Source organism: Planctomycetia bacterium (assembly GCA_034440135.1).
Classification (GTDB): domain Bacteria; phylum Planctomycetota; class Planctomycetia; order Pirellulales; family JALHLM01; genus JALHLM01.
In genome coordinates this window covers 1-22,929 of sequence record JAWXBP010000178.1, presented here as the reverse complement: position 1 = coordinate 22,929, position 22,929 = coordinate 1, and the positions used below count along the sequence as shown (strand labels likewise).

The following is a 22,929-nucleotide window of genomic DNA, read 5'->3' as shown; positions in this document are numbered from 1 at the left end:
GTTATGACGGCCGGGCAGGCTTTCCACCAACCCGCGGGATCGTCCGACTATTCAAGCGTAGGAGTACCATAGTCGCAGCGTCGCAGCAACAAAGATCCGACGCCGTATCCCGCCAGGGTGCGTTCAAACGCCCCGTGACATGGTTTGATACGTCGAGGGAGAGAGGGCGTGGAGTTGGCCTGGGGCAACGAATCGTCGCGGCCGCCTATTCACTTGATCTCTGGTTAATCTGGTTCGCCGCCTGTTGAATCAGACTTGCCGAGTTCTGCCCTCGCACTGAAGTGATAGCGGTCGGTGTCCCCGCACCATAGCCAGTCAGAGGGTTATGCCACTGGATTTGCCCAGTGAGAGGGTCCAAGCAGTACATGTAACCGTTGGTCGAGACAATCAAACGGTCGCCATCGAGCAGCAGCGTCACGTAGCCCGACCGCATCTTGTCATTGGACCAGACGATTTCGCCGGAGTCACGGTCCAGAGCCAAAGCATAACCGTTCAACCCGACAAAAATGAGCTGTCCGATTGACCGCGCCGCCCCGCCAGTTTCTACATCGTCGGACGCAGCAGCGGCGTTTATCCCCCCATCACTCCTGGGCGCGCCACAGTTCCAGCACGCGCCAAATTGATCCTCCAGTCGTTCATGGCACTTCTGACATTCCCACATGGCATCGCCTTTACCGAGAATTGACGACGGTTCCACTTCGACGTCGAAGGTTAAATTGAGAGGTGCAGGATGCAATGGGACGAGGCGCGATATTCCCTTGCAATCCACGCCCGCCCGGTTAGACCGATGAACGTTTCCACAACACGGCCGACGCAGGAGCTAGTAACTCCCACGCTGGCCTGATACCTGACCACAAGAGTGCCTCACGGCTCCAACATCGCCGGGTTGCTGCAATGTCTGGCTGGCGGGATTCTATCGACGCGCGTGCGTTCCGTCTTGGGCTTTTCTGGCCCGCCGATTCCGCCCTTTCTGACTGGGCTTGTGGCTATCGGCGAACTTTGCTGGCTCGCCCTGCGCCTGGAGGTTTCCATGGCGCTATCCGACCAGACATTGGCGGACTTTTTTAGGGACGTGTACTTTCCGCGCCGGCTGGTGAATTCGGGCCGCGGGACGATCCAGGAAGTCGTCATCAATCGCTTCGTTGGCGTTCGTGCACGCCGACCAGCCGCACGCGCTGGGTTTGAAAGGTTGAGCCGCCCAAGCTGTGTTGCGAACTGGACGACGCCGAGTGGGTTGAGGATTAAACCTTGGGCATCGTGTTAGGCCGGAAACCAAACCAGGGACCGACTCCCCGCATCGGAAAGCCGGTCCCTGTAGGAAGGTGCGAGGAGGCGGTCCTCACAGTATTGAGATCGGACCATGGGAGACAAAAACTTCGGTCAAACGAAATTACTAGGAGATGGCTTGGCGATAGGGCGCAAAAAAAGGGCCGCCGGACATCTCCCCAGTTGTCTGGCGGCCCCCAAAGGAAGCAGTCAACTGTATCTCACAAAACGAAATCGGGCCGACCGCCTGCAAGAGCGATCAGCCCGAATTCAATTGCTCAGCTACAGCCGGCCAAGATCATGACTTCATGACAATGACTCGGCACTCATCTTGTCTAGGCTGGCCTGACGTCTTCGGCGCAGGGACCTTTCGGTCCCGACCCCGCCGTGTAGGTGACCTTTTGCCCTTCCTGCAAGTCGTCGAATTCCACGCCCACGAGGCTCTTGGAGTGAAAAAACAAATCCTTGTCGCCATCGGTCTTGATGAATCCAAAACCCTTGTCCGTCAGTTTCTTGATCGTGCCTGTGGCCATGTCATGTCTCGTTTTTTTGGCTTGTGTCTCAACCCTGGCGTGGCGGCGAAGTGCCGTTCCGTCACCGTCATGATAACGGTAAGGGACTGAGCGCCCAGGGACCGCGCGTGCCTTTTGAGCCGCGTCTGTCAACAAGTGAAGAGAAATGAACGTAGCTTTCGGCGTCCCGAGATTCGGAAACCTCGACCAGGCCAGTGGTAAAACCCGGCCGAGGCGGAGTGCCCGCAGTTGGGCTTCCGTCACCCGCTTGAAGACGCAGCAAACGGCGGGACGAATCGCAAAAAAAGGCCGTCGGAATTCGCGCACCACATTCCGACGGCCCAACTGTTTAGGAAAGATAGGTCAGAAAACGAAATCGGGCCGACCGCCTGCAAGAACGCTCAGCCCGATTTCAGGTAGACGTTGCCCAGTCCCTTAGGCACGAAACCAAACGGAGGATCGGACCCCGCATCAGAAGTCCGATCCGCGCCTGGAAGGTAGTAAGAGTTGCATCTCACGTCGTTACTATGGGCACGGACGGCAGAGGCAATAACCAAAAGTGTGGTCGAATTTTGACCAATGCGTGAGGAAAACAATGAAAGTTTCATTTGAATTTGATCGGTCACGTGCCATCGACTTTCTGAACGCCATGGAAGACGGCGAGCCGCTCGTTCCCGGGGACCAAGTCGACTTTAGCGACGAAAGGCCAGTAAGCGATCTGGTGACATTGGCAGGTGCTGCGGCTTACCGACTGCTGTTCAGTCTCAATCTTCCTCGAACGAGAACGATTGGCTTCCTGAATGGCGACGGGAGTGTCGTTATCGAAAAACAACCTGCTGAGATTCACGAACGGGAAAGCGAGCAGTGCGAGAAATTGCTGGGTCGATTGTTGTTGATTTGCGCCGGACTTGTCAGCGCGACGCTGTCGGACGGAATGAAGGGCAAACCCATCGAGGGCGTGTTCAAGGGAGTGCTGGAAGTGGTTGGCGACGAATGGCGATTATTGGCAGCAAGTGATTTAAACCCAACAGGTGAGGAGAACTGAACGAGGGCACGACAACGAAAAATACCGCGCGCGTTGTCACAGCGTCCCAACTGCCGCGAATGAGGGGATGCCGCAGACGACAACATTGCTGCTGGCGCTGCGCGCGGCCTTCGCCCCAGCCGGCGCGTAGCCGTCAACCAATCTTGGGGCAAATGGAGATTCTGAAATGAACGAGTTCTTGACGGTGTCGGCGGAAGAACTGGAGCAGGTCGCGGGGGGCTTCGGGCTCCTCGTTGCGGCGGCTGGACTGCTGCTCGATGGCGGGCGTACTCTGCCCGGTTTCGAGGAGCCCGGCGAACCCTTGCCAGGCTTCGACAAGTTCCTCGCAGAGACGAAGCGCATCTCTGGCCTTCGTTAAGCCGGACTCCCCGCCCCTGGCTTACTGGGGCGGGGTTTTTTATGCGCCAAGTTCCAACCGCCTTACCGCTTCACCATACATCCGGACGAGGTCAGCGCGGTCAAACTCGCCGCGTAGCTGCCTCAGTTGCTCCAGCAGTAGCGCCCGAGGGTCTGGCGATTCTTGGCACCGGGCGATGTTGGCTTCTAGGTGGTCGCGTAGGTCGCGTGTGATGGTGGCCATGCCGGCAGGGTAGCTCACGGCTCCGCTGGTTTTCAGGGCAACGTCTAAAGAATTGGGCGGCCCCATTTTTGCCGATCCCAAGTGTCCACGTGCCTTTAGAACGCTCTACGGCTGGTGTCAGTGACACCTGCAAGTAACCATGACACCCGCTAAGTACAACCAAGTTGCAAAACGGTCGACGGGCGTTTGAGCCTGGAAAACAAGCCTTCGATGCGGCATTTAGGCACTTCGCGGAATCTGGCAGACAACCATTATGATTCCGCTGCTCTAACCAACTGAGCTACGCCGCCGTGATTGTATTTGCCTTGTTTTCAGGGGTTATCGAGGTAGCGGTCGGTGCGCGTGTCGTCCGACTACACCTGGCGCTACAGCAAACCGGGTGTTGCGACACCCGATACACCACCTCACTTCACCCATAAATACCAAGCTAGAACGTCTGTCCAGGGTTTCCTTGATCGCCCATGCCACCGGCATTGGGTCAAAAAGTTCAGCGGGAAGCTGACCCATTACGGTCCTTGGTCGGACCCCGACGCTGCTTTGGAGCGTTTCCAGGGCAGAATCGAGACACAAAATGTAACATCCAGGGTTCGCGAGAGTAAGCCCTCCGAGCGCTTCCCTCTGTTCCACGATCAGTCCGGCCGGTGGTCGCGATAGGTCCGCGGACGGCGATGCGATCGGCCTGTTCCCGGCTTCGTCGGTAAGCTAAGATTAAACCGGGTAAGTGGTTCGGACGTTTCGCGCGGTGGCTGCGCGAGGGCGCCCGCTGGCCGATTTGTGTGGCGCGCGATGTTACGTTATTGGACCGCCGGGGAGTCTCATGGCAAGGCGCTGGTAGCGCTGGTTGACGGTTTTCCGGCTGGCGTGGCGGTGGACACCGACCTGATCGACCTGGAACTGCGGCGCCGGCAGGGGGGTTATGGTCGCGGCGGTCGTCAGCGGATCGAAACCGACCGCGTCGAGGTCCTATCCGGCGTTTGGCAGGGCATTACGATCGGCAGCCCCGTGGCGTTGCAGGTCGTCAATCGCGACTACAAACTGGAACGCTTGGGCGATCTTTCCCGCCCGCGTCCAGGGCATGGCGATCTGACCGGTGCGATCAAGTACCTCGGTTCCATTCGCGGCGTGCTGGAACGCGCCAGCGCTCGCGAGACCACGGTCCGGGTCGCGGCCGGGGCGTTGGCGAAGCAGTTGCTGGCGGAGTTCGGCATCACGGCCTTTGGCTACACGGTCGAGTTGGGCGGGGTGAAGATCGCCCCTTTGCCTGGTTCCTTGGAAGAACAGCGCATCGCGCGCGATAAGAGCGAGTTGTACTCGCTGAATCCGGATCAGGACGACGAGATCAAGACGCTCATCGATCAATGCGGCAAAGACGGCGATACGCTGGGCGGCGTGTTGGAAGTCCGTGTCGAGGGATTGCCGTTCGGCCTGGGCACGCACGCGCAGTGGGATCGCAAGCTGGACGGCCGGCTCGCGCAAGCGGTGATGGCGGTGCAAGCGATCAAAGGGGTGGAGATCGGGCTTGGCTTCGAAGCATCGCGGCGTCGCGGATCGGAAGTGCATGACCCGATTCAATTCCATGCGGATGAGATTGAATCCGCGAATCTCGGCTATGCGCGGCCGACGAACAACGCCGGCGGCCTAGAAGCCGGTATGACGAACGGCCAACCGCTGGTGATTCGTGCGGCGAAGAAGCCGATCAGCACGCTGCGCAAACCGTTGGAATCGATCAACCTCGATACGAAGGAATCCGAAAACGCGGCCTACGAACGCAGCGACGTGTGCGCGGTGCCCGCGGCGGGGGTGATTTTGGAAAACGTCGTGGCCTTCGAGATCGCCGCGGCGCTGGTCGAGAAATTCGGCGGCGACAGCGTGACGGAGATGAAAGCCCGTTGGGAGTTGTTCCACAAGCTGGCCCGCGAGCGGTAGCCGCGCAGTATGTTGTGGCACGGTCTCCCGACCATTGGTATCTACACAGCTCGGAAGGAACCACGAAAAGCACGAAAGGCACGAAAGTTTGGGATGTTTGGCAAACTTGCGGTGGCCATTTGAAGGCAGATCGACTAGCCGACGTCCCTTTGGCACTTCCAGCTCAATCCAATACTCGACGAGACGTTCGTGTTTTTCGTGGTTACTTCCGGATGCCCGGAAAAAGTTGTGTAGATACCAATGGTCGGGAGACCGTGCCACGGTACGCGATTACGACGAGTGGAGACCTTCGGTCGGGCCGGTGACACGGTCGGGAGACCGTGCCACAACTTGGGAACGGTAGCGCCTTTGCTAACCACGGATGGTGGCGGACATGAACGAAACGAATCGGCGGCGTTTCTGTCGCGTGCTGTTTCTCCTGATAGCGATCTCGCCGTGCTGCGCCGTGCTGGCGGCAGCTGTGTGGCGGAATTCCGCGCAGTCCGAGGCGCTTTGGCAATCTTCGTTGCGCCAAACGCTGGGCGTCGATGTGGAATGGGATCGAATCAGCTACCCGGCCCCCGGACAGGTGCGCTGGGAAGGACTGCGATTCCATGACGTCGACTCCGGCGATTTGGTGGCCCAAGTCGATTTATGCACGCTGACCGAGCAAGGCTCGCGACTGCGGATCGCGCCCGTCGCAGTGACAGTTCATGCGCAACGCGCCGAGGCGATTGTCCATGCGTTGAAGTCGTCGTTCGCCAGCGCCGCGGCAGCGGGCGTCGAGATTGAGCCCTGCGAAATAAGCGTGATCGGCGGAAACAAGCAAGTCGTCGCACAATGGTCGCTGACGCGCGCGGAGGCTTGGAACGTGGAGTCCGCGGGCAAGGCGTTGATTCGCTTTCAGCCAACGGGCGGTCAGGAAATCGCCCTGCACGTCGAACAGGATCAAGCGAATCGAACGTTTCGCCTGTCGTTCGATACGGAGAAGCGCGAGCTTCCTCTCGCGACGCTGAATGCATTTTTTCCACGGTCGCGGGCGCTGGGAACGGCGTCGACATTCCGCGGCGTGGTGCAGGTCGCGCAGAGCGAAGATAGTTGGGACGCTGGCATCCGTGGAACCGTGGATCAGATCGATCTGGAGACACTCGTCAACCGGCACACGAAGCAACAGCTGACGGGCAATGGCGCTTTGGAGATCGAGTCAGCGCAATTCAGGAACGGAAAACTCGTCGCGGCGAAGGGAAAGTTTGGCGCGACGGGCGGCGAAATCGGCGTCGGGTTTCTCAGCGACGTTTCGGGCGGGTTTCAATTTCGTTGCGACTATTCGAAACAAGAACTCGATGAGCGGCGATTTGAAACCATCAAATACAGCCAGCTCTTGGTACAATTCGATCTTCACGAGGGAGCAATTGAGTTAACCGGACTTGTCGAGCCCGGGCAAATTCCGCTCTTGAACGAAGATGGGGATCCGATCTTAGTTGCGCCGGCGAAGGGGACGCGCGTATCACTAGCATACGCGGTTCAGTTGCTTTTCCCGACTGCCGGTCCCCGGATCGCCGCCGCGCACGAATCGTTCTGGCTGGCGAGTTGGCTGCCGCTCCCGGCCGCCGGTCAACTGAGTCCGTGGCGTCCAAAGGAGCCGGCCCAAACCGCCCCGAAAAATCTACTCCGCCAGTCCACTGCTGGCGAACCTTAGGCCGCAAGCTCCCTGATTGACGGACCCAGCGCCGGATTCGATGATGCGGGGCGGTTGTTTCCTCCGCTCTCGATCGATTCCGCTATGCCTGCCGACGCCCCTGACGAATCCGTTCCCCCGAGTTTTGAGCAGGCGCTGGCGCGTCTGGAGGATATCGTCCGCGATCTGGAAGAGGGCAAACTCGGCCTCGCCGACTCCCTGGCCCGGTACGAAACCGGCGTCGGGTTGCTCAAGGATTGCCACCAGTTGCTGGAGCGGGCGGAGCGGAAAATCGAGCTGCTGAGCGGCGTCGACGTCGAGGGAAACCCTATCACGGCCGCGTTCGACGACACGGCCACCGACGACGAGGGGCAGCAGCGTTCCCGCAAACGGTCCGCCGGGCATAACCGGACCAAGGCCGAGCGGCCGAAACCCAAAGTGAGCGATCCCCCCCAGATAGACGAACCGCCCGCGCTGTTTTAGAATGGGGACTGTGAAATCGCATCCCCTGGGGGCGGCAGGGTTTCTGCCACAAACACGGTGAGCGCCTCGGTCGCTTCGTTTCCGCAGCTCGTCGCCGCACGGACGCCGCGCGTCGAATCCGCGCTGCGGAGCTACATCGACCGTCTTCCGGATGGCTGCCCGGACCGGCTGCGCGAAGCGATTGCTTACAGTTTGTTGGCTCCCGGCAAGCGTTTACGGCCGCTGCTGGTGTTAATGGCGGCCGAGGCTTGCGGTTCAGATTCCGACGAAGCGGCGCTGACCGCCGCGTGTGCGGTCGAGATGGTCCACTGCTATTCGCTGGTTCATGACGACCTGCCGGCCATGGACGACGACGACCTGCGCCGCGGTCGCCCGACCTGTCATAAGGTCTACGGCGATGGCCTGGCGATTCTCGTGGGCGACGCGTTGTTGACCCTGGCTTTCGAAGTCCTGGCACACGACGTGCGACCGGCGCAGGCGGCATTGGCTTGCTGCCGTGAATTGACGAAGGCGGCGGGAGCGGCGCAGCTCGTCGGCGGACAAGCGGATGATCTGGCGGGCGTCGACGCGGCGAACGACCTGGAGTCGCTCAAGTCGATTCACCGCCGCAAGACCGGCGCGATGTTTCTGGCGTCGCTGAAATTGGGAGCGATCACCGCGGGGGCCGATCACGTACAACTCAGGGCTCTGGAAGACTACGGCGCGGCGCTCGGCGTGGCCTTCCAGATCTCTGACGACCTGCTGGACGTAGAGGGGAACGAGGCCGCGCTCGGGAAGCGCGTGGGGAAAGACGCCGGGCGAGGCAAACTCACCTTCCCGGGGTTGCTCGGAATCGAAGAGAGCCGTCAATGGGCCGTAGCGCTCGTTGACGAGGCATGCACGGCTTTGGCCGGACTGGGGCCGCGAGCCGCCAGCTTGGAAGCACTGGCTCGCTACGTGTTGGAAAGGGATCGTTGATGCATCCGCTGTTGTCCAAGGTCGAATCGCCCAGCGATCTGACCGGCTTTTCGACGGCCGAGTTGGAAGCTCTCGCCGCCGAAATGCGCGACGTGCTCTGTAATCTCGTCTCCGATCGCACTGCGCACTTCGCATCGAATCTGGGTGTAGTCGAGTTGTGCCTGGCACTCCACACGGCGTTCGATTTCCGACGTGACCGGCTGATCTGGGACACCGGACATCAGATCTACCCGCACAAGCTCATCACTGGGCGGTATCACGAATTCAGCACCATGCGGGTCAAAGGCGGCCTGATGGGCTACCCGAACCCGGCCGAGAGCGACTTCGACCTATTCATGACCGGCCACGCCGGTTGCAGCGTTTCGACCGCGCTCGGCATGAAGGCGGCCGACGACTTGCTCGGCGAATCGGACCGGCACTCGGTCGCCGTGATTGGCGACGGGGCGTTTCCGTCTGGAATTGTCTTTGAGGCAATGAACAACGCCGGCGGCCTGAAGAAGAAGCTGCTGGTGATCCTCAACGACAACCAAATGTCGATCTGTCCCCGCGTGGGCGGCGTGGCCGATTACCTGGACCGGTTGCGTGTGAACCCATTTTATATGGGCCTCAAGACCGAGGTGCAGAAAGCGCTCATGCACGTGCCGATGGTCGGCGAGGGAATGGAGAAACTACTCTGGCAGGCCAAGGAATCGATCAAGGCTGGCCTGCACGGCGGCATGCTGTTCGAGGAGCTGGGCTTCCGCTACATCGGCCCCATCGACGGGCACAACATCGGGCAACTCAAGAAATACCTCAAGCTCGTCAAGGAAGTGAACGGACCCGTGCTGTTGCACGTGATGACCGAAAAAGGGCACGGCTTCAAACCGGCCGCCGAAGACCCGGTCTTCTTCCACACGCCTGCGCCGTTTGTCCGCGAAGATGATTGCGTCATCTCGATCAAGAAATCGAGCACCCGCGCTTATACCGATGTCGCCAGTGACGCGATCCTGGCCGCCATGCAGCGCGATGAGCACGTGGTCGTGCTGACCGCGGCGATGTGTCAAGGCAACAAGCTGGAACGCGTCCGCGACGCCGTGCCCGACCGCTTCTATGACACCGGCATCTGCGAATCGCACGCCGTGGCCTTTGCGGCCGGCATGGCCAAGAGCGGGTTGCGGCCGATTGTCGACATCTACAGCACCTTCCTGCAACGCAGCTACGATCAGCTGTTCCAGGAAGTCGCGTTGCAAAACCTGCCGGTCACGCTGATGCTCGATCGCGCCGGCGTCGTCGGGCCGGACGGCCCCACGCATCACGGCGTGTTTGATATCGGGTACCTGCGCGTCTTCCCGAACATGGTCGTGATGGCCCCCGGCGACGAGGCCGATTTGACCGCGATGCTCGATTTCTCGCTGGGCCACGATTCCTCTTGCTCGATCCGTTATCCGAAATGCAATGCGGAAACAATCGCCCGAGAAGTCGCGCCGATCGAATTGGGCCGCGCCGAAGTGCTGGAATGGGGCGACGATGGCATGATCGTCTGCTGCGGCGCGCTCCTGCCGCAAGCGGTAAAGGCGGCCACGAAGCTCCGTAGCGAAGGCTTGGACGTCGGCGTGATCAATGCCCGGTTCGTCAAGCCGCTCGATACGCATACGATCCTCCGCGCCATCGAACACGCGCCGTTCGTGCTCACCGTCGAAGAAGGCTGCCTGATGGGCGGCTTCGGCAGCGCGGTGCTGGAAACCGCCTGCGACGCGGGACTCGACACCGCGAACATCAAACGCCTCGGCATCCCGGATCACTTCGTCGAACACGGCGAACGAGGGGAATTGCTCGCGGATTTGGGCTTGGACGCCAATGGTATTGCCGCTGCTGCGCGTGAGATGGCCACCCGCTGCGAGCCGGTGAAGACGCCGGAGCGCCGGCGGGTGAGTTGATTGAACCGCGGAGGCGCAAAGACGCACAGGACTTAACCGCGAAACACGCAAAATATCGCGAAAAAGTATTGTAGGGGCGGGCCGTGCGCGGAGTTGACGAATTGTCCTCAGGTAGTCTCGCCTATCGCAACGTGCATTGTACTTCAAGGCGTAAGGCCCGCCGTTTCCACAACGGCGGGCCTTACGCTTTCTTGTCGGCGCTCGTTCGCGGTAAGGCCGAAGCGCAACAAGTTAAAACGCCTTTTCTCTTTGCACGGCCCGCCCTACGTCCTCCGTCATTCCTACTTTTCGCGTCATTTCGCGTGTTTCGCGGTTCAAATCCTCCTCTCCGCCTCTCCTCTCTTCCGCGTCTCAGCGCCTCCGCGGTTCAAACGGAAACAGACGCGCTCAGCAGTTTCACCAGCATGTAAAGCCCGAACCAGCTGGCCGCGATGCTGATGCCGAGGATCGCCATCAACCCCGCCGCGATGGCGAAGACGAACAGCCGGTCGTCCCGCTGAACCTTGCGTTGCTCTTCGGGCGCGGCGTTGACGTGTTTTGCCAGGAGCGCGGCGTTGCGGTCGTTGGCTTTCCAGAAGACGTCGAAGACGTCGCCGGCGACGGGGACGGCGCCGGCCACGTAGTCGAAGGCGATGTTGGCGGCCATCCGGACGAGCGTCGAGCGCGGGACGCCGTACTTCGATGCCGAAAACAGGATGTAGAGCGAGGCGATCGCCGGCAGGAAATCGCCGATCGCCGGAAACAGCCCAAGGATGGCGTCCAGACCGAACCGGATATTCGTGCCCGGGATGGCGAATTGACTATCAAGCCAATGAGCAAACTGCTCGATCCGCGGATCCACCTGGGCGGATTCGCGGCGCGTGTATTCGTTCGGCGGCAGCGGGATGAGCGTTTTCGGCATTCCGTCTAATCCTATGCAGCTGGGACGGAAGAAAAAGGCGCGAGTTCCTCGCGAGACGAGTGTGTTGCCGCAACAAAAGCCCAGGGAAGGCCCTCGGAAGCCTAGCTATCATCCACGCTTCCGAGGGCCTTCCCTGGGCTTAACCATCCACAACCGAATGTTCCTACTCCCGCCCCAGCACGTCCGCGTGGTACTTCCTTACCACCGGCGTCTCGTCCAGCTTGAAGTGCCGCATCAGCCAGTACGCGTAAAGATAGTCCATCGCGCAGTAGCAGGTGTTCGTCGCGGGGCCATTCGGTTGCCAGACGAGGCGCGGGTTCACTTTCCAATAGCTGTCGTCGGGCTTCATCGCGTCATTCCAGACCGGCGCCGGCTGCTCGATTTCCGCGCCGGGATAGATGAACCGGTCGAGCCGGTATCGCCGTAGTTGTTCGACCACGTCCGGCAGGTTGCGTTCGATCTGGGCGCGGGCGGTGTTCTTGCGGCGTTCGACAATGGCGTCGAAGACGCCTTGGTCGCTGAGCATGCCGGCCCACATGAAGGTGCCGAGGCTGTGACGCTGGCCGTCGAGGGCCTGCATCCCCCAGAACATCGTTTGGCCGAGCTCGTACATGAACTTCTTGTTCCACGCCTCGTTGTGGCGATGGGCGTGGTTGCGTTCCAGCATCAGGCCGACGAACGCCGCGTTGATTACGTGGTTGCGATCGTTCATGCCTTTCAGAAACGGGCTGGCGGCCACTTCTTGCGGACGGACCAGGCTCAGCCAGGGGTCGATGTAGTAGACGTGCTTTTCGCCGCGCAATTTGACGAACTCCCGCCGGATCACCTCTTTCTGGTGCGGATCGTCCGGCGGAAAGCTGTAGCCGAGCGCGATGATTTCGTATGCCACTTGCGCATTGAATGGCACGCCGAGCGGCCCCGCGAACGGTTGCATGTCGCCATAACGAGTCTTGCGCCCGCCGCGTTCCGTCGGATGATAGCCGGTTTCGATCACATGCAGCACCATGGCGTGCATGTCGGCCAGCGCCATCCCGCGCACTTCCGGCGGCAGGTCATCGAGCGCATACATGCAGAGCGCCGCGTAGCCGCCCGCGATCTGGTTATACGTTCCCTTGGCGGGATCGTTGCGATAGAAGTACTTTCTACCGTCCGCCGCGACATACTCATTCGGACGCATTTCTTCGAACACGCGTCCCTCGGCCGGACTGATCGACCGGGCCATCAAACCCGGCTGCCTGGTGACTTCGAAGAAGAAGTGCAGTCCGCGGACCAGGTCGGCGATCTGCTGGAGCGTGGTCGCGTCATGCGTGACGGCGTATTTGTATGACATCGCCGCCAGCAGCGCGCCGTTCCAGGTGGAAGTATCGGAGCCCGGAATGGTGATCGGCCGCACGCCGGGCTGGTCGGACAGTTCAACGCGATTGTAAACCTGACCGTGCTCGGTGCGGTGATACCGGGCGAGCTCCCACTCGAAGTACGCGGCCTTCACGTGGAGCGGGATGTTGCGGTAGCCGCCGTAGTGCGCTTCGAGCCGCGTTTGAAAATCGCGCAAGGCAACGATGGTGTCATCGCCATCGACCGGCGGCGTCGTGTCGCGGACCTGCGCTCGCAGCGGAGCGACGAACAGGAGCAGTGAGATGAACGCCAATCGTGTAAACAAGGAACCCTCCCTGGTCATGCGAAGCGTCACGAAACCAATTTTGACTGTGGGAGGCGTCTCCGACGCCGATGGAACAAACGTCGTTGTCGCTATCGACGTCGATACGACAATCGATGCCCTCTTCATCGGCGTCGGAGACGCCTCCCACAGTCTAGTTGTTGACGCACGAGTAAATCGAGCGAGCCGAGAGGAGCGTCCCCCTCGGCTCGCGATGAGTCGGACATCCTGTCCGCACTCCCTTGTGTCGTTTAGCGCGTGGCGAGCAAGCCTGGCACAATCGTGTCGGTCGGCGATTGGGGCGTGTTGTCATGCGTGAGCCAGCGGCCGTCCGCGACGAAGTAGGAATGGAAATCGGCGACGATCAAGTTGAACACCTCGGCCGGAGGGCATACTTTGACCGAGCGAACTTCATGCGGTCCGTCGAGCGTATGCAGGATCATTCCCGGCTCCATGACTCGCGCGCGCACCCAGCCCTTGCCGGCGACCCAAAACATGTGCCCGCCGCTGCAAGTGAGCGAACCGGCGTTGCCGGCGTCGATGCAGAGCGTTTCCACGGGATCGCGGTGCGTAGTTTTCAGCACGGGTTTGAATGTGAGTTCCCCTGTAACGGGGTCTTGGGCCAAGACGCGATCGCCGTGACGGAGTTGTTCGATCGGCGTGGCCCCTGTATCTGTCGACACCAAAGTTCCGGCCACTAGACACGACGACTGCCGAGGCAACCAAGTTTGAACGGCCGTAGAGAGGGGCACATCCAGCTCGTAGCGGTAGCGAAAATCCACTGCTTTGTCCGCGGAGGACAACGCAACTTCATTGCGATCACTCCACCAATTCCACCAATCCGCGGCGTTCGCCGGATTGACCTGACCCGTGGCGGTCGTCAGTGCTTGCGACGCCCGAACGGTCATTTCCTCGTTGTAGGCATTTTGACTTACGGCCGCTTGATCGCGCGCCGCCGCCAGTCGCGTGAAATAATTGTGTGTTTGGATCAATTCTTTCAGCGAGTAACCTGCGACGATCGCGTTGCGGCGGCCGGGCGCGAAATTCGCCGGGCGTCGCCAGAACACGGTTTCCGTGAACTGCACCTCATGTTGATCCATTCCCTCGCGATAGTAAGCGTGCTGATACAACAGCCGACCGTCCGGAAATCGGTACAGTTCGCTTCGCGATTGAACCGGCGAGTAAATGCCAGACAATAACACTGGTACGTATTCGACCTGCGGACGACTGCGCAACTGGTCCGCAGCTTCCACGCGAACGGCGTCCGACGGCGAAAGCGCCGCTTGCCGAGCCAAAGCTGCCGTGGCGTCGGAACCTGACATGGCCGCGATGACCTTGAGCATCGCGAGCGCCGCCGGCTCACTGTACGCGCCAAATACCGCTTCAAGTGCTGGAATGGCCTCTGGCTCCCGGATTTCCAACAAGCGTTCCCGCGCAATTTCGCGTTGTTGTGGGCTGCGCCGTTCCAGCGTATCGCGGAGCTTCAAGAGTTTCGGCGACCACATTTCCAGCGAGCGCTCGGCAAGTGCCGCGCGGCGACCGGACGCGGCGATCTCCTCCGGAGAAAGCCACACGCCGTCCACCCAGCGGAAACCAAGTTCCTGGCGGGCAGCGACGTGACTGGGGTTCAACTCCAAGACGCGTGTCAGATGAGCTCGTTTCTGATCGTGCAACCCGCTTCGCGCGCACCAATGCGCTAAGTCCAGTTGCCCGGCGACTGTGTCTGGGTAACCGTCGCGCGTATTCCGGTATTCAATAAGCCGCCGGTCGTCAACCAAACGCGCGGCGACTTCGCTCGGCTTCAGCCAGGCGTCGTCGTGCCAGACATCGCCGGCATGCCAGTGCGCCGCGGCGTCGTCCGGCGCGGCCTGCAGGGCTTGCTTGAGAAATTCTTCGCGCGCCTCGCGATCTCCGCGGACTTCAGCGCGGAGCGCCAGTTCCACCAGATTCTCTTTGGCAATCGCCGGCTTCGCCTGCGGCGCAGTTTTTTTCGCCGGCGCCGCCCCGAGAGCCGTGGTCGAAATCCAGCCCAAACAGCTTACCGCTCCCAACAACAATGCAATGCGCATCGCAGTCCCCTGTTCCTGAGACCTGAGCGTAGTGAAACAACGAACCTCGCCGCGCAACAAGCGCGGTTACATCGACGACAGAGCACGCCGGTCCGAGGCTAGAACGACGCCCAACACGCCGCTGTGAGCGAATATAAGGTTTTCCTACCGGAAAAGGCAACACTTTTCCGGAGTCGCGCGAAAGAATTCGCCGCGAGTGACCAACGGGCCGGCGAAGAGACAGCCACAGTCTCCTTTCGCTCCGCGAAAGGTAAAGCCCTTTCGTGGAGCGAAAGGAGACTGTGGCTAAGCGAAGTGCTGCTCGAAGCCCGGCGGCCAATCGTAGGCTTGGGCGAGGGCATCGCAAACCGTGCGCGAGACTTGGCAACCGGAGACTGGCTTTCGCAGCACAGCGTACGCGTCAGCCTGTTGTGCTTGGCGCACGAGCGCGTCGTCGGCGTCGGCCGACATCAAGATGCAGGGAAGATCCGCCTTGAACTGTTTCAGCTGGCGAATCGTCTCCAGTCCCGTGAGCCGTGGCATGTGCATGTCGAGCAAAACGATGTCGACCGGTTCCGAGCGAATAATCCGCAGCGCCCATTCGCCATCGCTGGCCAGGTGAACTTTGAAGCCGCGCGGGGCAAAGACGGTCCCCAGCGCCTCCCGGAGGGCGTCGTCATCATCGGTGATCAAAATGGACGGCCAAGTCCGGATCACGTCAAAACCCTTGCTGCCGGTTTACCTGAACGGTTCAATTGCCACAAACTAACAATGGCATCCGCTGCCTCATGGAAAAGCAAGTCTAGTGCCAAATTGTGCGGCAGGCGTCGGCGAACTTCACGGCGAGTGCGTAAGTCCAGTCCCCACCTTTTCTTGTAACATGCGAAAGCTTGAATCGGAAGAGAAAGTGCGGGATTTGCGTAACCTTCGCAATCCCAAGAGGATAGCGGCGATTGCTGCCAATTGGGCAGTCTTGTAAGGTTGCGTCGCATCCCTATACTACCGATGGAGATGGCAGTTCGGACGCCAAACCTGCTTGTTCCGACGCTTTGCCAGCTCAGGCCGGACACCGGAAAGGAAGACTGTGGACGCTTCGACGGCGCCGTTCTTGGTTCGTCACGAGTTTCTGATTCGCCGCCTGCATTCGCTCAGCGGCCTGATTCCGGTGGGCGCGTATTTATGCGTCCATCTGGTCACGAACGCCAGCGTTCTGGGCGGGAGTCAGATCTTTCAGGACAACGTCAATCTCATCCACTCGCTCGGGCCGCTGTTGCCGCTCGTGGAGTGGACGTTCATTTTCCTGCCGCTGATTTTTCACGCCGTCGTCGGCGTGATGATCGTGCGGTCAGGCATGCCGAATACCAGCAGCTATCCGTACGCGAACAATGTTCGCTATACGCTGCAGCGCGCCACAGCCTGGATCGCGTTGTTCTTTATTCTCTATCACGTCTTCCACATGCACGGCTGGTTTCACGTGGAGCCGTGGATGGAAAACGTCGTGAAGCCGCTCGGCGGCGGGCAATTCGAACCGGAGAACGCTACGAACAGCGCTGCGTTGGCCCTGCAGCCGATTGTCGTCCGCCTGCTGTACGCCATCGGCGTTCTCGCGAGCGTCTACCACTTTGCGAACGGCATTTGGACGATGGGCATCACTTGGGGCGTCTGGGTGACGCCAGCCGCGCAGAAGCGGGCCGACTACATCTGTATGGCGTTCGGTCTGTTGCTCTCGATCGTCGGCCTGGGCGCGCTGTTTGGGTTCAGCACCGTCGAAGTGCCGGAAGCCGCGGCGACAGCAGCGCCGGAAGCGAATGCACAGGACGCTGACGAACCGACCCTCGACGAAGAAAACGCTTCAACCGCGGCGCGACTGCCGGCAAGTGAACGACAATAGCGTATCGCGTCGCCGCGTGAAGTCAGGACTCAACAGCCGCGATCGAGCGGCGTATCTCGGAAGGTGAATCAGATGGCGAACGAACGGGTTCTCATGGTCGGCGGCGGGTTGGCCGGGTTGGCCGCGACGATGAAGCTGGCCGAGTTGGGCGTCGCCGTCGATTTGATGAGCCTGACGCCGGTCAAGCGCTCCCACAGCGTCTGCGCCCAAGGGGGCATCAACAGCGTCAACGAACAAACGCGGCAGCTCGGCGATAACGAGTGGCTGCATCTGGACGACACCGTCTACGGCGGCGATTTTCTCCAGCACCAGCCGCCGGTCAAAGAAATGGTCGAGTGGGGGCCGAAGATCATCGATCTAATGGACCGGCTCGGCGTACCGTTCAATCGCACGCCGGAAGGCTTTCGCGATCAGCGCCGTTTCGGCGGCACAATGTTCAAGCGCACGGCTTTCGCCGGCGCCACGACGGGCCAGCAATTGCTGTATGCGCTCGACGAGCAGGTGCGGCGCTGGGAAGTGGCCGGCAAGGTCAAGAAGTATGAGTTTTGGGACTTCCTGGGACCAATTCTCGACGACCATGGCGTTTGTCGCGGCGCGGTGGCGCAGGATCTCGTCACGATGGAGATTCGCGCGTTCCCGGCCGATGCGGTGATCGTCGGTTCCGGCGGTTGCGGATTGATTTACGGCCGCTCGACGATGTCGATGGTCTGCAACGGCAGCGCCGCGAGCCGTTGCTTCCGCGCTGGCGCCAAATACGGCAACGCCGAGTTCATTCAAGTGCATCCGACCGCGGTGCCAGGCGCGGATAAACTGCGGCTGATGAGCGAAAGCGCTCGTGGCGAAGGGGGCCGCGTATGGGTGCCGCGAACGCCGAACGATCAGCGTGCAGCGCGTTCGATTCCCGAGTCGGAACGGTACTACTTCCTCGAAGATCGGTATCCGAAATACGGCAACCTGGTGCCGCGCGATATCGCCACGCGGGAAATCTTCAGCGTTTGCACGTACGAAGGCCTGTCGGTCGATCCGGACCGGATGAGCGTTTACCTCGACGTGACGCACTTGCCGCGGCAGGTCTTGGATCAGAAGCTCGGCGGCATCCTGGATATCTATGAAAAATTCCAAGGGGTCGATCCGCGCGAAGAGCCGATGAAAATCTTCCCCGCCGTCCACTACTCGATGGGCGGACTGTGGGTCGACTACGAGCGCAGCGCCACGGGTGGTTTGCGCGTTGGCTCCCCCAAGAATCAAGTCACCAACATTTCCGGCCTCTACGCCATCGGCGAATGCGACTACCAGTACCACGGCGCCAATCGATTGGGCGCGAACTCTCTACTGAGCTGCATTTTCAGCGGCTTGATTGTCGCGCCGGGCATTGAAAACTGGATCAAATCCATTCCCGGCGGCAACGCGGCAGCTCAGCCATCGTCGCTGTACGACGGCGCGCGCCGCGAGCATGAGCAGGCGCATCAGCAGTTGCTAACCCGCGCCGGCGGCGGCGAAAATCCGTACCTGTTACACCTGGAACTCGGCAACGTGATGACACGGGCCGCGACCGTGGTGCGGAAGAACGACGACTTGCGCGCGGCCTACGCGAAGGTGTCGGAACTCGCGGAACGTGCACAGCGCTGTTCGCTCTCCGATACCGGCAAGTGGACCAACCAGAACGTCGTCTTCACCAAGGCGGTCGTGGACATGTTCCCGCTGGCGAAGACGATCCTCAAGGGCGCGCTGCAGCGCGATGAATGTCGCGGCGCGCACTTCAAACCGGACTACTCGATGCCGGGACTCGACGCCAAGGACGCCAGCGAACGCCGCCGTCAGGCCGAGAAGTGGTGCATCAGCTTCGAGGAAAACACGGCTAAGTGGCTCAAATCGACGGTCGCCAGCTTGGACGCCGACGGCGAGCCGACGCTCGTGTACGAAGACGTCGACACTTCGCTGATTCCGCCCCGCCCCAGGTTGTATGGCCTGGTCGGCGCGGAACTGATCGAAGAAGTCTGGCGCGAACGTCAACAACAAAAAACCGCGGCGACCGGCAACGGGGCCGGAGCAACGGCGACGGGAAAACTCGCGGCAACGCACTAGTTGAGTGAATTTCTAAGTTCTAAATCGGAATGACGAATGGCTGCTGAGGCAGCCACAGTCTTATTGAATCATTCGACATTCGGTCATTCGAATTTGATTCGTCATTCCGATTTAGAACTTAGAAATTCTTGCTACGTCAATGTAGTGAGATTTTAACACGCTTCAGGATGATTCCATGACCGATACGCACGCTCATCACCATGGTCCGCGCGAATTTCACGTGCGGGTGTTGCGGCAAGACGCGCCCGGCGGCCCCAGCTATTGGGAGCGCCACCGCGTCGAGCACGAACCGGACATGAACGTGATCAGCGTTCTGCAAAAGATTGCCGCCAACGCGGAAACCGCGGATGGCAAGGCGGTCGCGCCGGTCGCGTGGGACTGCAATTGCCTGGAGGAAGTCTGCGGCGCATGCACGATGGTCATCAACGGCGGCGTTCGCCAGGCTTGTTCGGCTCTGGTCGATCGGCTGCTCGAGGACAATGCGACCGAGATCGAGTTGCGGCCGATGGGCAAGTTCCCCGTCGTGCGCGATCTGATGGTCGATCGCTCCCGGTTGTTCCGCGCCCTGCAAAAAGTCAAAGCCTGGATCCCGGTCGACGGTTACTACAACCTCGGCCCTGGCCCGCGGCAATCGCAGGCCCAGCAGGAGCAGGCCTACCCCCTCAGCGAGTGCATGAGCTGCGGCTGCTGCCTGGACGCTTGCCCGCAGTATCTCAAGGTGGAAATGAAGCAGGGCGAAAATGAAACGACCGAGGCCTTCGCCCAACGTCAAGCGGCGACGTACGACGAGTCGTTCATCGGCGCGCATGCCATCAGCCAGGCCATGCTGTTCAACGTCAATCCCACCGGCGAATTGAACGCGACCGAACGCCTCGACGCGCTGGCCGCGCCGGGCGGCGTGCAGGTCTGCGGCAATGCCCAGAATTGCGTGGCGGTTTGCCCGAAGAAGATCCCGCTCACAACGTCAATCGGCCGCGCCGGCCGCGCGCTGACGGTCCACGCGATCAAGCGCTGGTTCGGGGCGTAGTCGGGAACGCCGCTGCTACATCCGCTCTACCGTGCCGATGCCGAGCAGGGCCAGGCCCTGCTTGAGCACGCGGGCGGTGAGGTCGCAAAGCAATAGCCGGCTTACGCGTTGCTCCGGCGTATCCGCTTTGAGCACCGGGCAGGCTTCGTAGAATCGGGAGTAACACTGCGCGAGTTGGTCGTAAAGATAGCTCGTGAGTTGATTCGGGCGATAGTCCGACACCACGGATTCGACCGCTTCGCCAAAGCGTAGCACTTCGAGTGCCAAGGCGCGCTCAGCTGGCGACGTGAAGGTAATTTTCGCGCCGCTTTGGCGCAGTGCGTCGACGTTGACTTCGCCGCGCGCGAAGATGTTTTGCACCCGCGCGTACGCATATTGCAAATACGTGGCCGTATTGCCGGTCGTGGCCATCATCTTGTCGTAGCTGAAGACGTAGTCGCTGGTGCGATTGTGCGACAGGTCCGCGTACTTGATCGCCCCCACGCCGACCACTTCCGCGACGCGTTGGCGCTCTTCAGTCGAGAGTTCCGCGCCTCCCGGCTTCGCGTCATCACTGGCACTGACGATTTCGAGCGCCTTCGCCTCAGCGCCGTCCAGCAAGTCCGCCAGGCTAACCGTGCCGCCGGCGCGGGTACGAAAGATCTTGCCATCCTCGCCGAGCACGCTGCCGAAGGCCACGTGGACTAGTTTGACATCATCGCTCCACTCGCCGGTCGCGCTACCCCAGCGACGGGCCGCGGCGAACAACTGCTCGAAGTGCAGGCTCTGTGGCGTACCCACAACATACAGAATCGCGTCGGGACTCCAGGTTTCCATGCGATATTGAATCGTCGCCAAGTCGCTCGTCGCATACAGAAACGCCCCGTCGCGCTTTTGCACGATCATCGGCGTCTCGCTCCCCTCGAAAAAGACGCACTTCGCGCCATCACTTTCCCGCGCGATGCTATGTTGCACGAGGCGCTCGACGACCGTGGCGAGTCGATCGTGGTAAAAGCTTTCGCCGAGCGTCACGTCGAATTCTACGCCCAGGCGGCGGTACATTTCGTCAATTTCATCGCGACACGGCGGGAGGATTTCTTCCCAGAGGCGGCGATTCTCTTGATCGCCGGCGTGCAGCTTGGCCGTCTCTTCGAGGACGGCGACGCCAATGCCCGCGTGTTTCGCGGCCAGCGCCGCGAATTGCGCGTCACTGTTCACCGTCTCGATCTTGGCCGAGTATCCGGTCAGCTTTTCCTTGGCGCCGGTGAGCGCTTCCTTCGCGCTCCGCAGTTCCTTGGCGGCTTCTTTCTTGGCCTTTGGATCATCCGGCTCGGTGCGCCGCGAGAGCTCATCCACGCGCCGCGCGGCCACGGCTATTTCTTGTTCCGCCGTCGGCAATGCGGCGACCGACTCCTGGTAGTCCACCAGTTGATTCACCAGCCGGTAGATCCGCGCCAATTCCGTTACCGGCTGCTTGGCATAAGCTTCCCGGTCGAGAAAGTTCCGGTAGCCGTAAATGATCATCCCGAACTGCGTGCCCCAGTCGCCGATGTGATTGTCGCCAATCACGCGGTGGCCCAGAAACTGCAACACGCGGTACAGGCAATCGCCGAGCACCGTTGAACGGATATGCCCGACATGCATCGGCTTGGCGACGTTCGGCGCCGAGAAGTCGACGACGAACGTCGCCGGACGAGCGGCAGGCGGTGCGCCGACGCGCGCATCGCCGATGGCGGAGTTCGCGCGTTCGGACAGCACATCATCGCGCAGGCGGAGATTGATAAAGCCGGGCCCGGCGATTTCAGGAGTGTCGCAAAGGTCGTCAAGTCGCGCGGCCATGAGCAACTCGCTCGCCACGTCACGCGGCGACTTGTTGAGCAGCTTGGCCAGCGACATCGCGCAGTTGGCCTGGTAGTCGCCGAACTTGGCGTCCTGGCTCCGCTGGATCATGGAGAGGTACTTCGCCAGATCGTCAATCTGACCCGGCGCGACGACGCGCAACGCCTCGGCGAACCGCCCGCGCAGGGTTTCCAGAATATTCATGCCAGGCCGATCCCGAGGGCAGTGCGATGCAAAAGTGCCGCAGTATAGCAAAGCCCTTGCTGCGGACTGTAGGAGGCGACGGCGGCGCAGAGCGTTCTATCCATCACCAACGCTGTCCAAGCCCAGGGAAGGCCACCGAAGGCTTCGCCGATAGCTCAGACTTCGAGGGCCTTCCCTGGGCTTATCGCCAACGGCGTCTATTCTGTGACCGCGCGCAAAACAAGCCGCGGAGCCATGGCTTCGCGGCTTGCTGGAAATCTCGCTAAGGCGACGAACCTTATGCCTGGAACGAGCTGCCGCAGCCGCAGCTTTTCACGGCGTTCGGGTTGTCGAAGGTGAACCCGCGCTTTTCGAGGCCGTCGTAAAAGTCGACGGTCGTCCCGTCCAGGTACAGGGCGCTCTTCTTGTCGACGACCACGGAGATGCCGTGGCAATCGAACTTGCTGTCCTGCTGGGCGTCGTATGTTTTGTCGAAGCCGAGGTTGTAGCTGAACCCGCTGCAGCCGCCGCCGACGACGGCCACCCGCAGGAGGGTTTCCGGTTCGAGCTTCTGCTCGGTGATGATCTTCTTGACCTCGATGGCCGCCTTTTCGCTCAACAGAACTGCCATAGCAACCGCTCCTCCCAAGGGGGGAATGAATTTTCGCAGGGATCGTTGCCTAAATTATACCACCGTGCCCGGAAAGAAAAGAGAGCTTCCGGAAACGCCGGCGGCCCGGGCCATTGCTGACCCGGGCCGCTTGAGCCGTTTTCGTCAGTCGGTCGAAACCGCCGACTACGCCTTTTTCCGCCGCAACCAGCCCGCCAACCCCAGGCCGAGGCCCAACGCCAAGACGGCGGTGGAGGGCTCGGGGACCGGGCTGCCAACCGGCTGACCAGCGCCGAAGTTGTTACGAACGTTGTTGAGGTCGGTGATATCGACATCGTTGTCGTTGTCCGTATCGCCCAACCCCGCG

20 protein-coding genes are annotated in these 22,929 nt (G+C 60.9%); 10 read left to right on the top strand and 10 right to left on the bottom strand.

Going from position 1 to position 22,929, the window contains the following annotated elements; translation table 11 throughout:
• Positions 1 to 205: 205 nt before the first annotated feature.
• Together SGJ19_10390 and SGJ19_10385 are read right to left on the bottom strand one after the other, a co-directional pair.
• Entirely contained in the window at positions 206 to 736 is a 531-nt protein-coding gene (locus SGJ19_10390) for a PQQ-binding-like beta-propeller repeat protein (protein MDZ4780650.1), read from the bottom strand.
• 865 nt (positions 737 to 1,601) lie between these two features.
• Positions 1,602 to 1,799 carry a cold shock domain-containing protein gene (locus tag SGJ19_10385; protein MDZ4780649.1) on the bottom strand — a complete coding sequence of 66 codons (198 nt, stop codon included), beginning with the start codon at positions 1,797 to 1,799 and terminating at the stop codon, positions 1,602 to 1,604.
• 574 nt (positions 1,800 to 2,373) lie between these two features.
• Between SGJ19_10385 and SGJ19_10380 the strand changes: the two genes are divergently transcribed.
• Together SGJ19_10380 and SGJ19_10375 are read left to right on the top strand one after the other, a co-directional pair.
• A complete protein-coding gene (locus SGJ19_10380; GenBank protein MDZ4780648.1) occupies positions 2,374 to 2,823 on the top strand; it encodes a hypothetical protein in 450 nt (149 codons plus the stop codon).
• Between the two features lie 166 nt (positions 2,824 to 2,989).
• The gene (locus tag SGJ19_10375) at positions 2,990 to 3,181 is read left to right on the top strand and encodes a hypothetical protein (protein ID MDZ4780647.1); all 192 of its coding nucleotides are present in this window, start codon (positions 2,990 to 2,992) and stop codon (positions 3,179 to 3,181) included.
• A gap of 39 nt (positions 3,182 to 3,220) precedes the next feature.
• Here the strand turns inward: SGJ19_10375 and SGJ19_10370 are convergent, their stop codons facing one another.
• On the bottom strand, positions 3,221 to 3,403 hold the full coding sequence (locus SGJ19_10370) for a hypothetical protein (protein MDZ4780646.1): 183 nt from the start codon (positions 3,401 to 3,403) through the stop codon (positions 3,221 to 3,223).
• Between the two features lie 786 nt (positions 3,404 to 4,189).
• Between SGJ19_10370 and aroC the strand changes: the two genes are divergently transcribed.
• The 5 genes from aroC to dxs all read left to right on the top strand — a co-directional run bounded on the left by aroC (position 4,190) and on the right by dxs (position 10,342).
• The gene (gene aroC, locus SGJ19_10365; protein ID MDZ4780645.1) at positions 4,190 to 5,329 is read left to right on the top strand and encodes a chorismate synthase; all 1,140 of its coding nucleotides are present in this window, start codon (positions 4,190 to 4,192) and stop codon (positions 5,327 to 5,329) included.
• Positions 5,330 to 5,702: 373 nt separating this feature from the next.
• Positions 5,703 to 7,007 (top strand): hypothetical protein, encoded by a 1,305-nt coding sequence (locus SGJ19_10360; GenBank protein MDZ4780644.1) that lies wholly within the window; start codon positions 5,703 to 5,705, stop codon positions 7,005 to 7,007.
• An 84-nt stretch (positions 7,008 to 7,091) separates the two neighbouring features.
• Complete coding sequence (gene xseB / locus SGJ19_10355) at positions 7,092 to 7,469, top strand: exodeoxyribonuclease VII small subunit (GenBank protein MDZ4780643.1); 378 nt, start codon at positions 7,092 to 7,094, stop codon at positions 7,467 to 7,469.
• Between the two features lie 57 nt (positions 7,470 to 7,526).
• Positions 7,527 to 8,426 carry a farnesyl diphosphate synthase gene (locus SGJ19_10350; GenBank protein ID MDZ4780642.1) on the top strand — a complete coding sequence of 300 codons (900 nt, stop codon included), beginning with the start codon at positions 7,527 to 7,529 and terminating at the stop codon, positions 8,424 to 8,426.
• The gene (gene dxs / locus SGJ19_10345; GenBank protein ID MDZ4780641.1) at positions 8,426 to 10,342 is read left to right on the top strand and encodes a 1-deoxy-D-xylulose-5-phosphate synthase; all 1,917 of its coding nucleotides are present in this window, start codon (positions 8,426 to 8,428) and stop codon (positions 10,340 to 10,342) included. Before SGJ19_10350 ends, dxs begins: the two co-directional genes overlap by 1 nt.
• A gap of 367 nt (positions 10,343 to 10,709) precedes the next feature.
• Here dxs and SGJ19_10340 read toward each other — a convergent pair whose 3' ends face one another.
• The 4 genes from SGJ19_10340 to SGJ19_10325 all read right to left on the bottom strand — a co-directional run bounded on the left by SGJ19_10340 (position 10,710) and on the right by SGJ19_10325 (position 15,665).
• Entirely contained in the window at positions 10,710 to 11,183 is a 474-nt protein-coding gene (locus tag SGJ19_10340; protein MDZ4780640.1) for a DUF4112 domain-containing protein, read from the bottom strand.
• A gap of 223 nt (positions 11,184 to 11,406) precedes the next feature.
• Positions 11,407 to 12,903 carry a hypothetical protein gene (locus SGJ19_10335; protein ID MDZ4780639.1) on the bottom strand — a complete coding sequence of 499 codons (1,497 nt, stop codon included), beginning with the start codon at positions 12,901 to 12,903 and terminating at the stop codon, positions 11,407 to 11,409.
• A 248-nt stretch (positions 12,904 to 13,151) separates the two neighbouring features.
• Positions 13,152 to 14,969, bottom strand: coding sequence for a polymorphic toxin-type HINT domain-containing protein (locus tag SGJ19_10330; GenBank protein MDZ4780638.1), 1,818 nt, complete (start codon positions 14,967 to 14,969; stop codon positions 13,152 to 13,154).
• 285 nt (positions 14,970 to 15,254) lie between these two features.
• Entirely contained in the window at positions 15,255 to 15,665 is a 411-nt protein-coding gene (locus SGJ19_10325) for a response regulator (GenBank protein ID MDZ4780637.1), read from the bottom strand.
• A gap of 367 nt (positions 15,666 to 16,032) precedes the next feature.
• On the opposite strand from SGJ19_10325, the gene SGJ19_10320 reads away from it, so the two are divergent.
• The 3 genes from SGJ19_10320 (at position 16,033) to sdhB (ending at position 19,951) form a co-directional block, all read left to right on the top strand.
• Positions 16,033 to 16,839 (top strand): succinate dehydrogenase cytochrome b558 subunit, encoded by an 807-nt coding sequence (locus tag SGJ19_10320; GenBank protein ID MDZ4780636.1) that lies wholly within the window; start codon positions 16,033 to 16,035, stop codon positions 16,837 to 16,839.
• Positions 16,840 to 16,911: 72 nt separating this feature from the next.
• The gene (gene sdhA / locus SGJ19_10315) at positions 16,912 to 18,924 is read left to right on the top strand and encodes a succinate dehydrogenase flavoprotein subunit (protein MDZ4780635.1); all 2,013 of its coding nucleotides are present in this window, start codon (positions 16,912 to 16,914) and stop codon (positions 18,922 to 18,924) included.
• A gap of 175 nt (positions 18,925 to 19,099) precedes the next feature.
• On the top strand, positions 19,100 to 19,951 hold the full coding sequence (gene sdhB, locus SGJ19_10310) for a succinate dehydrogenase iron-sulfur subunit (protein MDZ4780634.1): 852 nt from the start codon (positions 19,100 to 19,102) through the stop codon (positions 19,949 to 19,951).
• A 15-nt stretch (positions 19,952 to 19,966) separates the two neighbouring features.
• Here sdhB and argS read toward each other — a convergent pair whose 3' ends face one another.
• The 3 genes from argS to SGJ19_10295 form a co-directional block, all read right to left on the bottom strand.
• Complete coding sequence (argS, locus tag SGJ19_10305; protein ID MDZ4780633.1) at positions 19,967 to 21,973, bottom strand: arginine--tRNA ligase; 2,007 nt, start codon at positions 21,971 to 21,973, stop codon at positions 19,967 to 19,969.
• A 277-nt stretch (positions 21,974 to 22,250) separates the two neighbouring features.
• A complete protein-coding gene (locus tag SGJ19_10300) occupies positions 22,251 to 22,583 on the bottom strand; it encodes an iron-sulfur cluster assembly accessory protein (protein ID MDZ4780632.1) in 333 nt (110 codons plus the stop codon).
• A 165-nt stretch (positions 22,584 to 22,748) separates the two neighbouring features.
• The coding region (locus SGJ19_10295; GenBank protein ID MDZ4780631.1) for a PEP-CTERM sorting domain-containing protein at positions 22,749 to 22,929 on the bottom strand (181 nt) is incomplete at its 5' end.

What these genes read in the sequence shown, in the direction of transcription:
- SGJ19_10385 (MDZ4780649.1), bottom strand. Translation starts at nt 1,799, where the DNA reads ATGGCCACAGGCACGATCAAGAAACTGACGGACAAGGGTTTTGGATTC.
- SGJ19_10380 (MDZ4780648.1), top strand. Translation starts at nt 2,374, where the DNA reads ATGAAAGTTTCATTTGAATTTGATCGGTCACGTGCCATCGACTTTCTG.
- SGJ19_10375 (MDZ4780647.1), top strand. Translation starts at nt 2,990, where the DNA reads ATGAACGAGTTCTTGACGGTGTCGGCGGAAGAACTGGAGCAGGTCGCG.
- SGJ19_10370 (MDZ4780646.1), bottom strand. Translation starts at nt 3,403, where the DNA reads ATGGCCACCATCACACGCGACCTACGCGACCACCTAGAAGCCAACATC.
- aroC (MDZ4780645.1), top strand. Translation starts at nt 4,190, where the DNA reads ATGTTACGTTATTGGACCGCCGGGGAGTCTCATGGCAAGGCGCTGGTA.
- SGJ19_10360 (MDZ4780644.1), top strand. Translation starts at nt 5,703, where the DNA reads ATGAACGAAACGAATCGGCGGCGTTTCTGTCGCGTGCTGTTTCTCCTG.
- xseB (MDZ4780643.1), top strand. Translation starts at nt 7,092, where the DNA reads ATGCCTGCCGACGCCCCTGACGAATCCGTTCCCCCGAGTTTTGAGCAG.
- dxs (MDZ4780641.1), top strand. Translation starts at nt 8,426, where the DNA reads ATGCATCCGCTGTTGTCCAAGGTCGAATCGCCCAGCGATCTGACCGGC.
- SGJ19_10330 (MDZ4780638.1), bottom strand. Translation starts at nt 14,969, where the DNA reads ATGCGCATTGCATTGTTGTTGGGAGCGGTAAGCTGTTTGGGCTGGATT.
- sdhA (MDZ4780635.1), top strand. Translation starts at nt 16,912, where the DNA reads ATGGCGAACGAACGGGTTCTCATGGTCGGCGGCGGGTTGGCCGGGTTG.
- sdhB (MDZ4780634.1), top strand. Translation starts at nt 19,100, where the DNA reads ATGACCGATACGCACGCTCATCACCATGGTCCGCGCGAATTTCACGTG.
- argS (MDZ4780633.1), bottom strand. Translation starts at nt 21,973, where the DNA reads ATGAATATTCTGGAAACCCTGCGCGGGCGGTTCGCCGAGGCGTTGCGC.
- SGJ19_10300 (MDZ4780632.1), bottom strand. Translation starts at nt 22,583, where the DNA reads ATGGCAGTTCTGTTGAGCGAAAAGGCGGCCATCGAGGTCAAGAAGATC.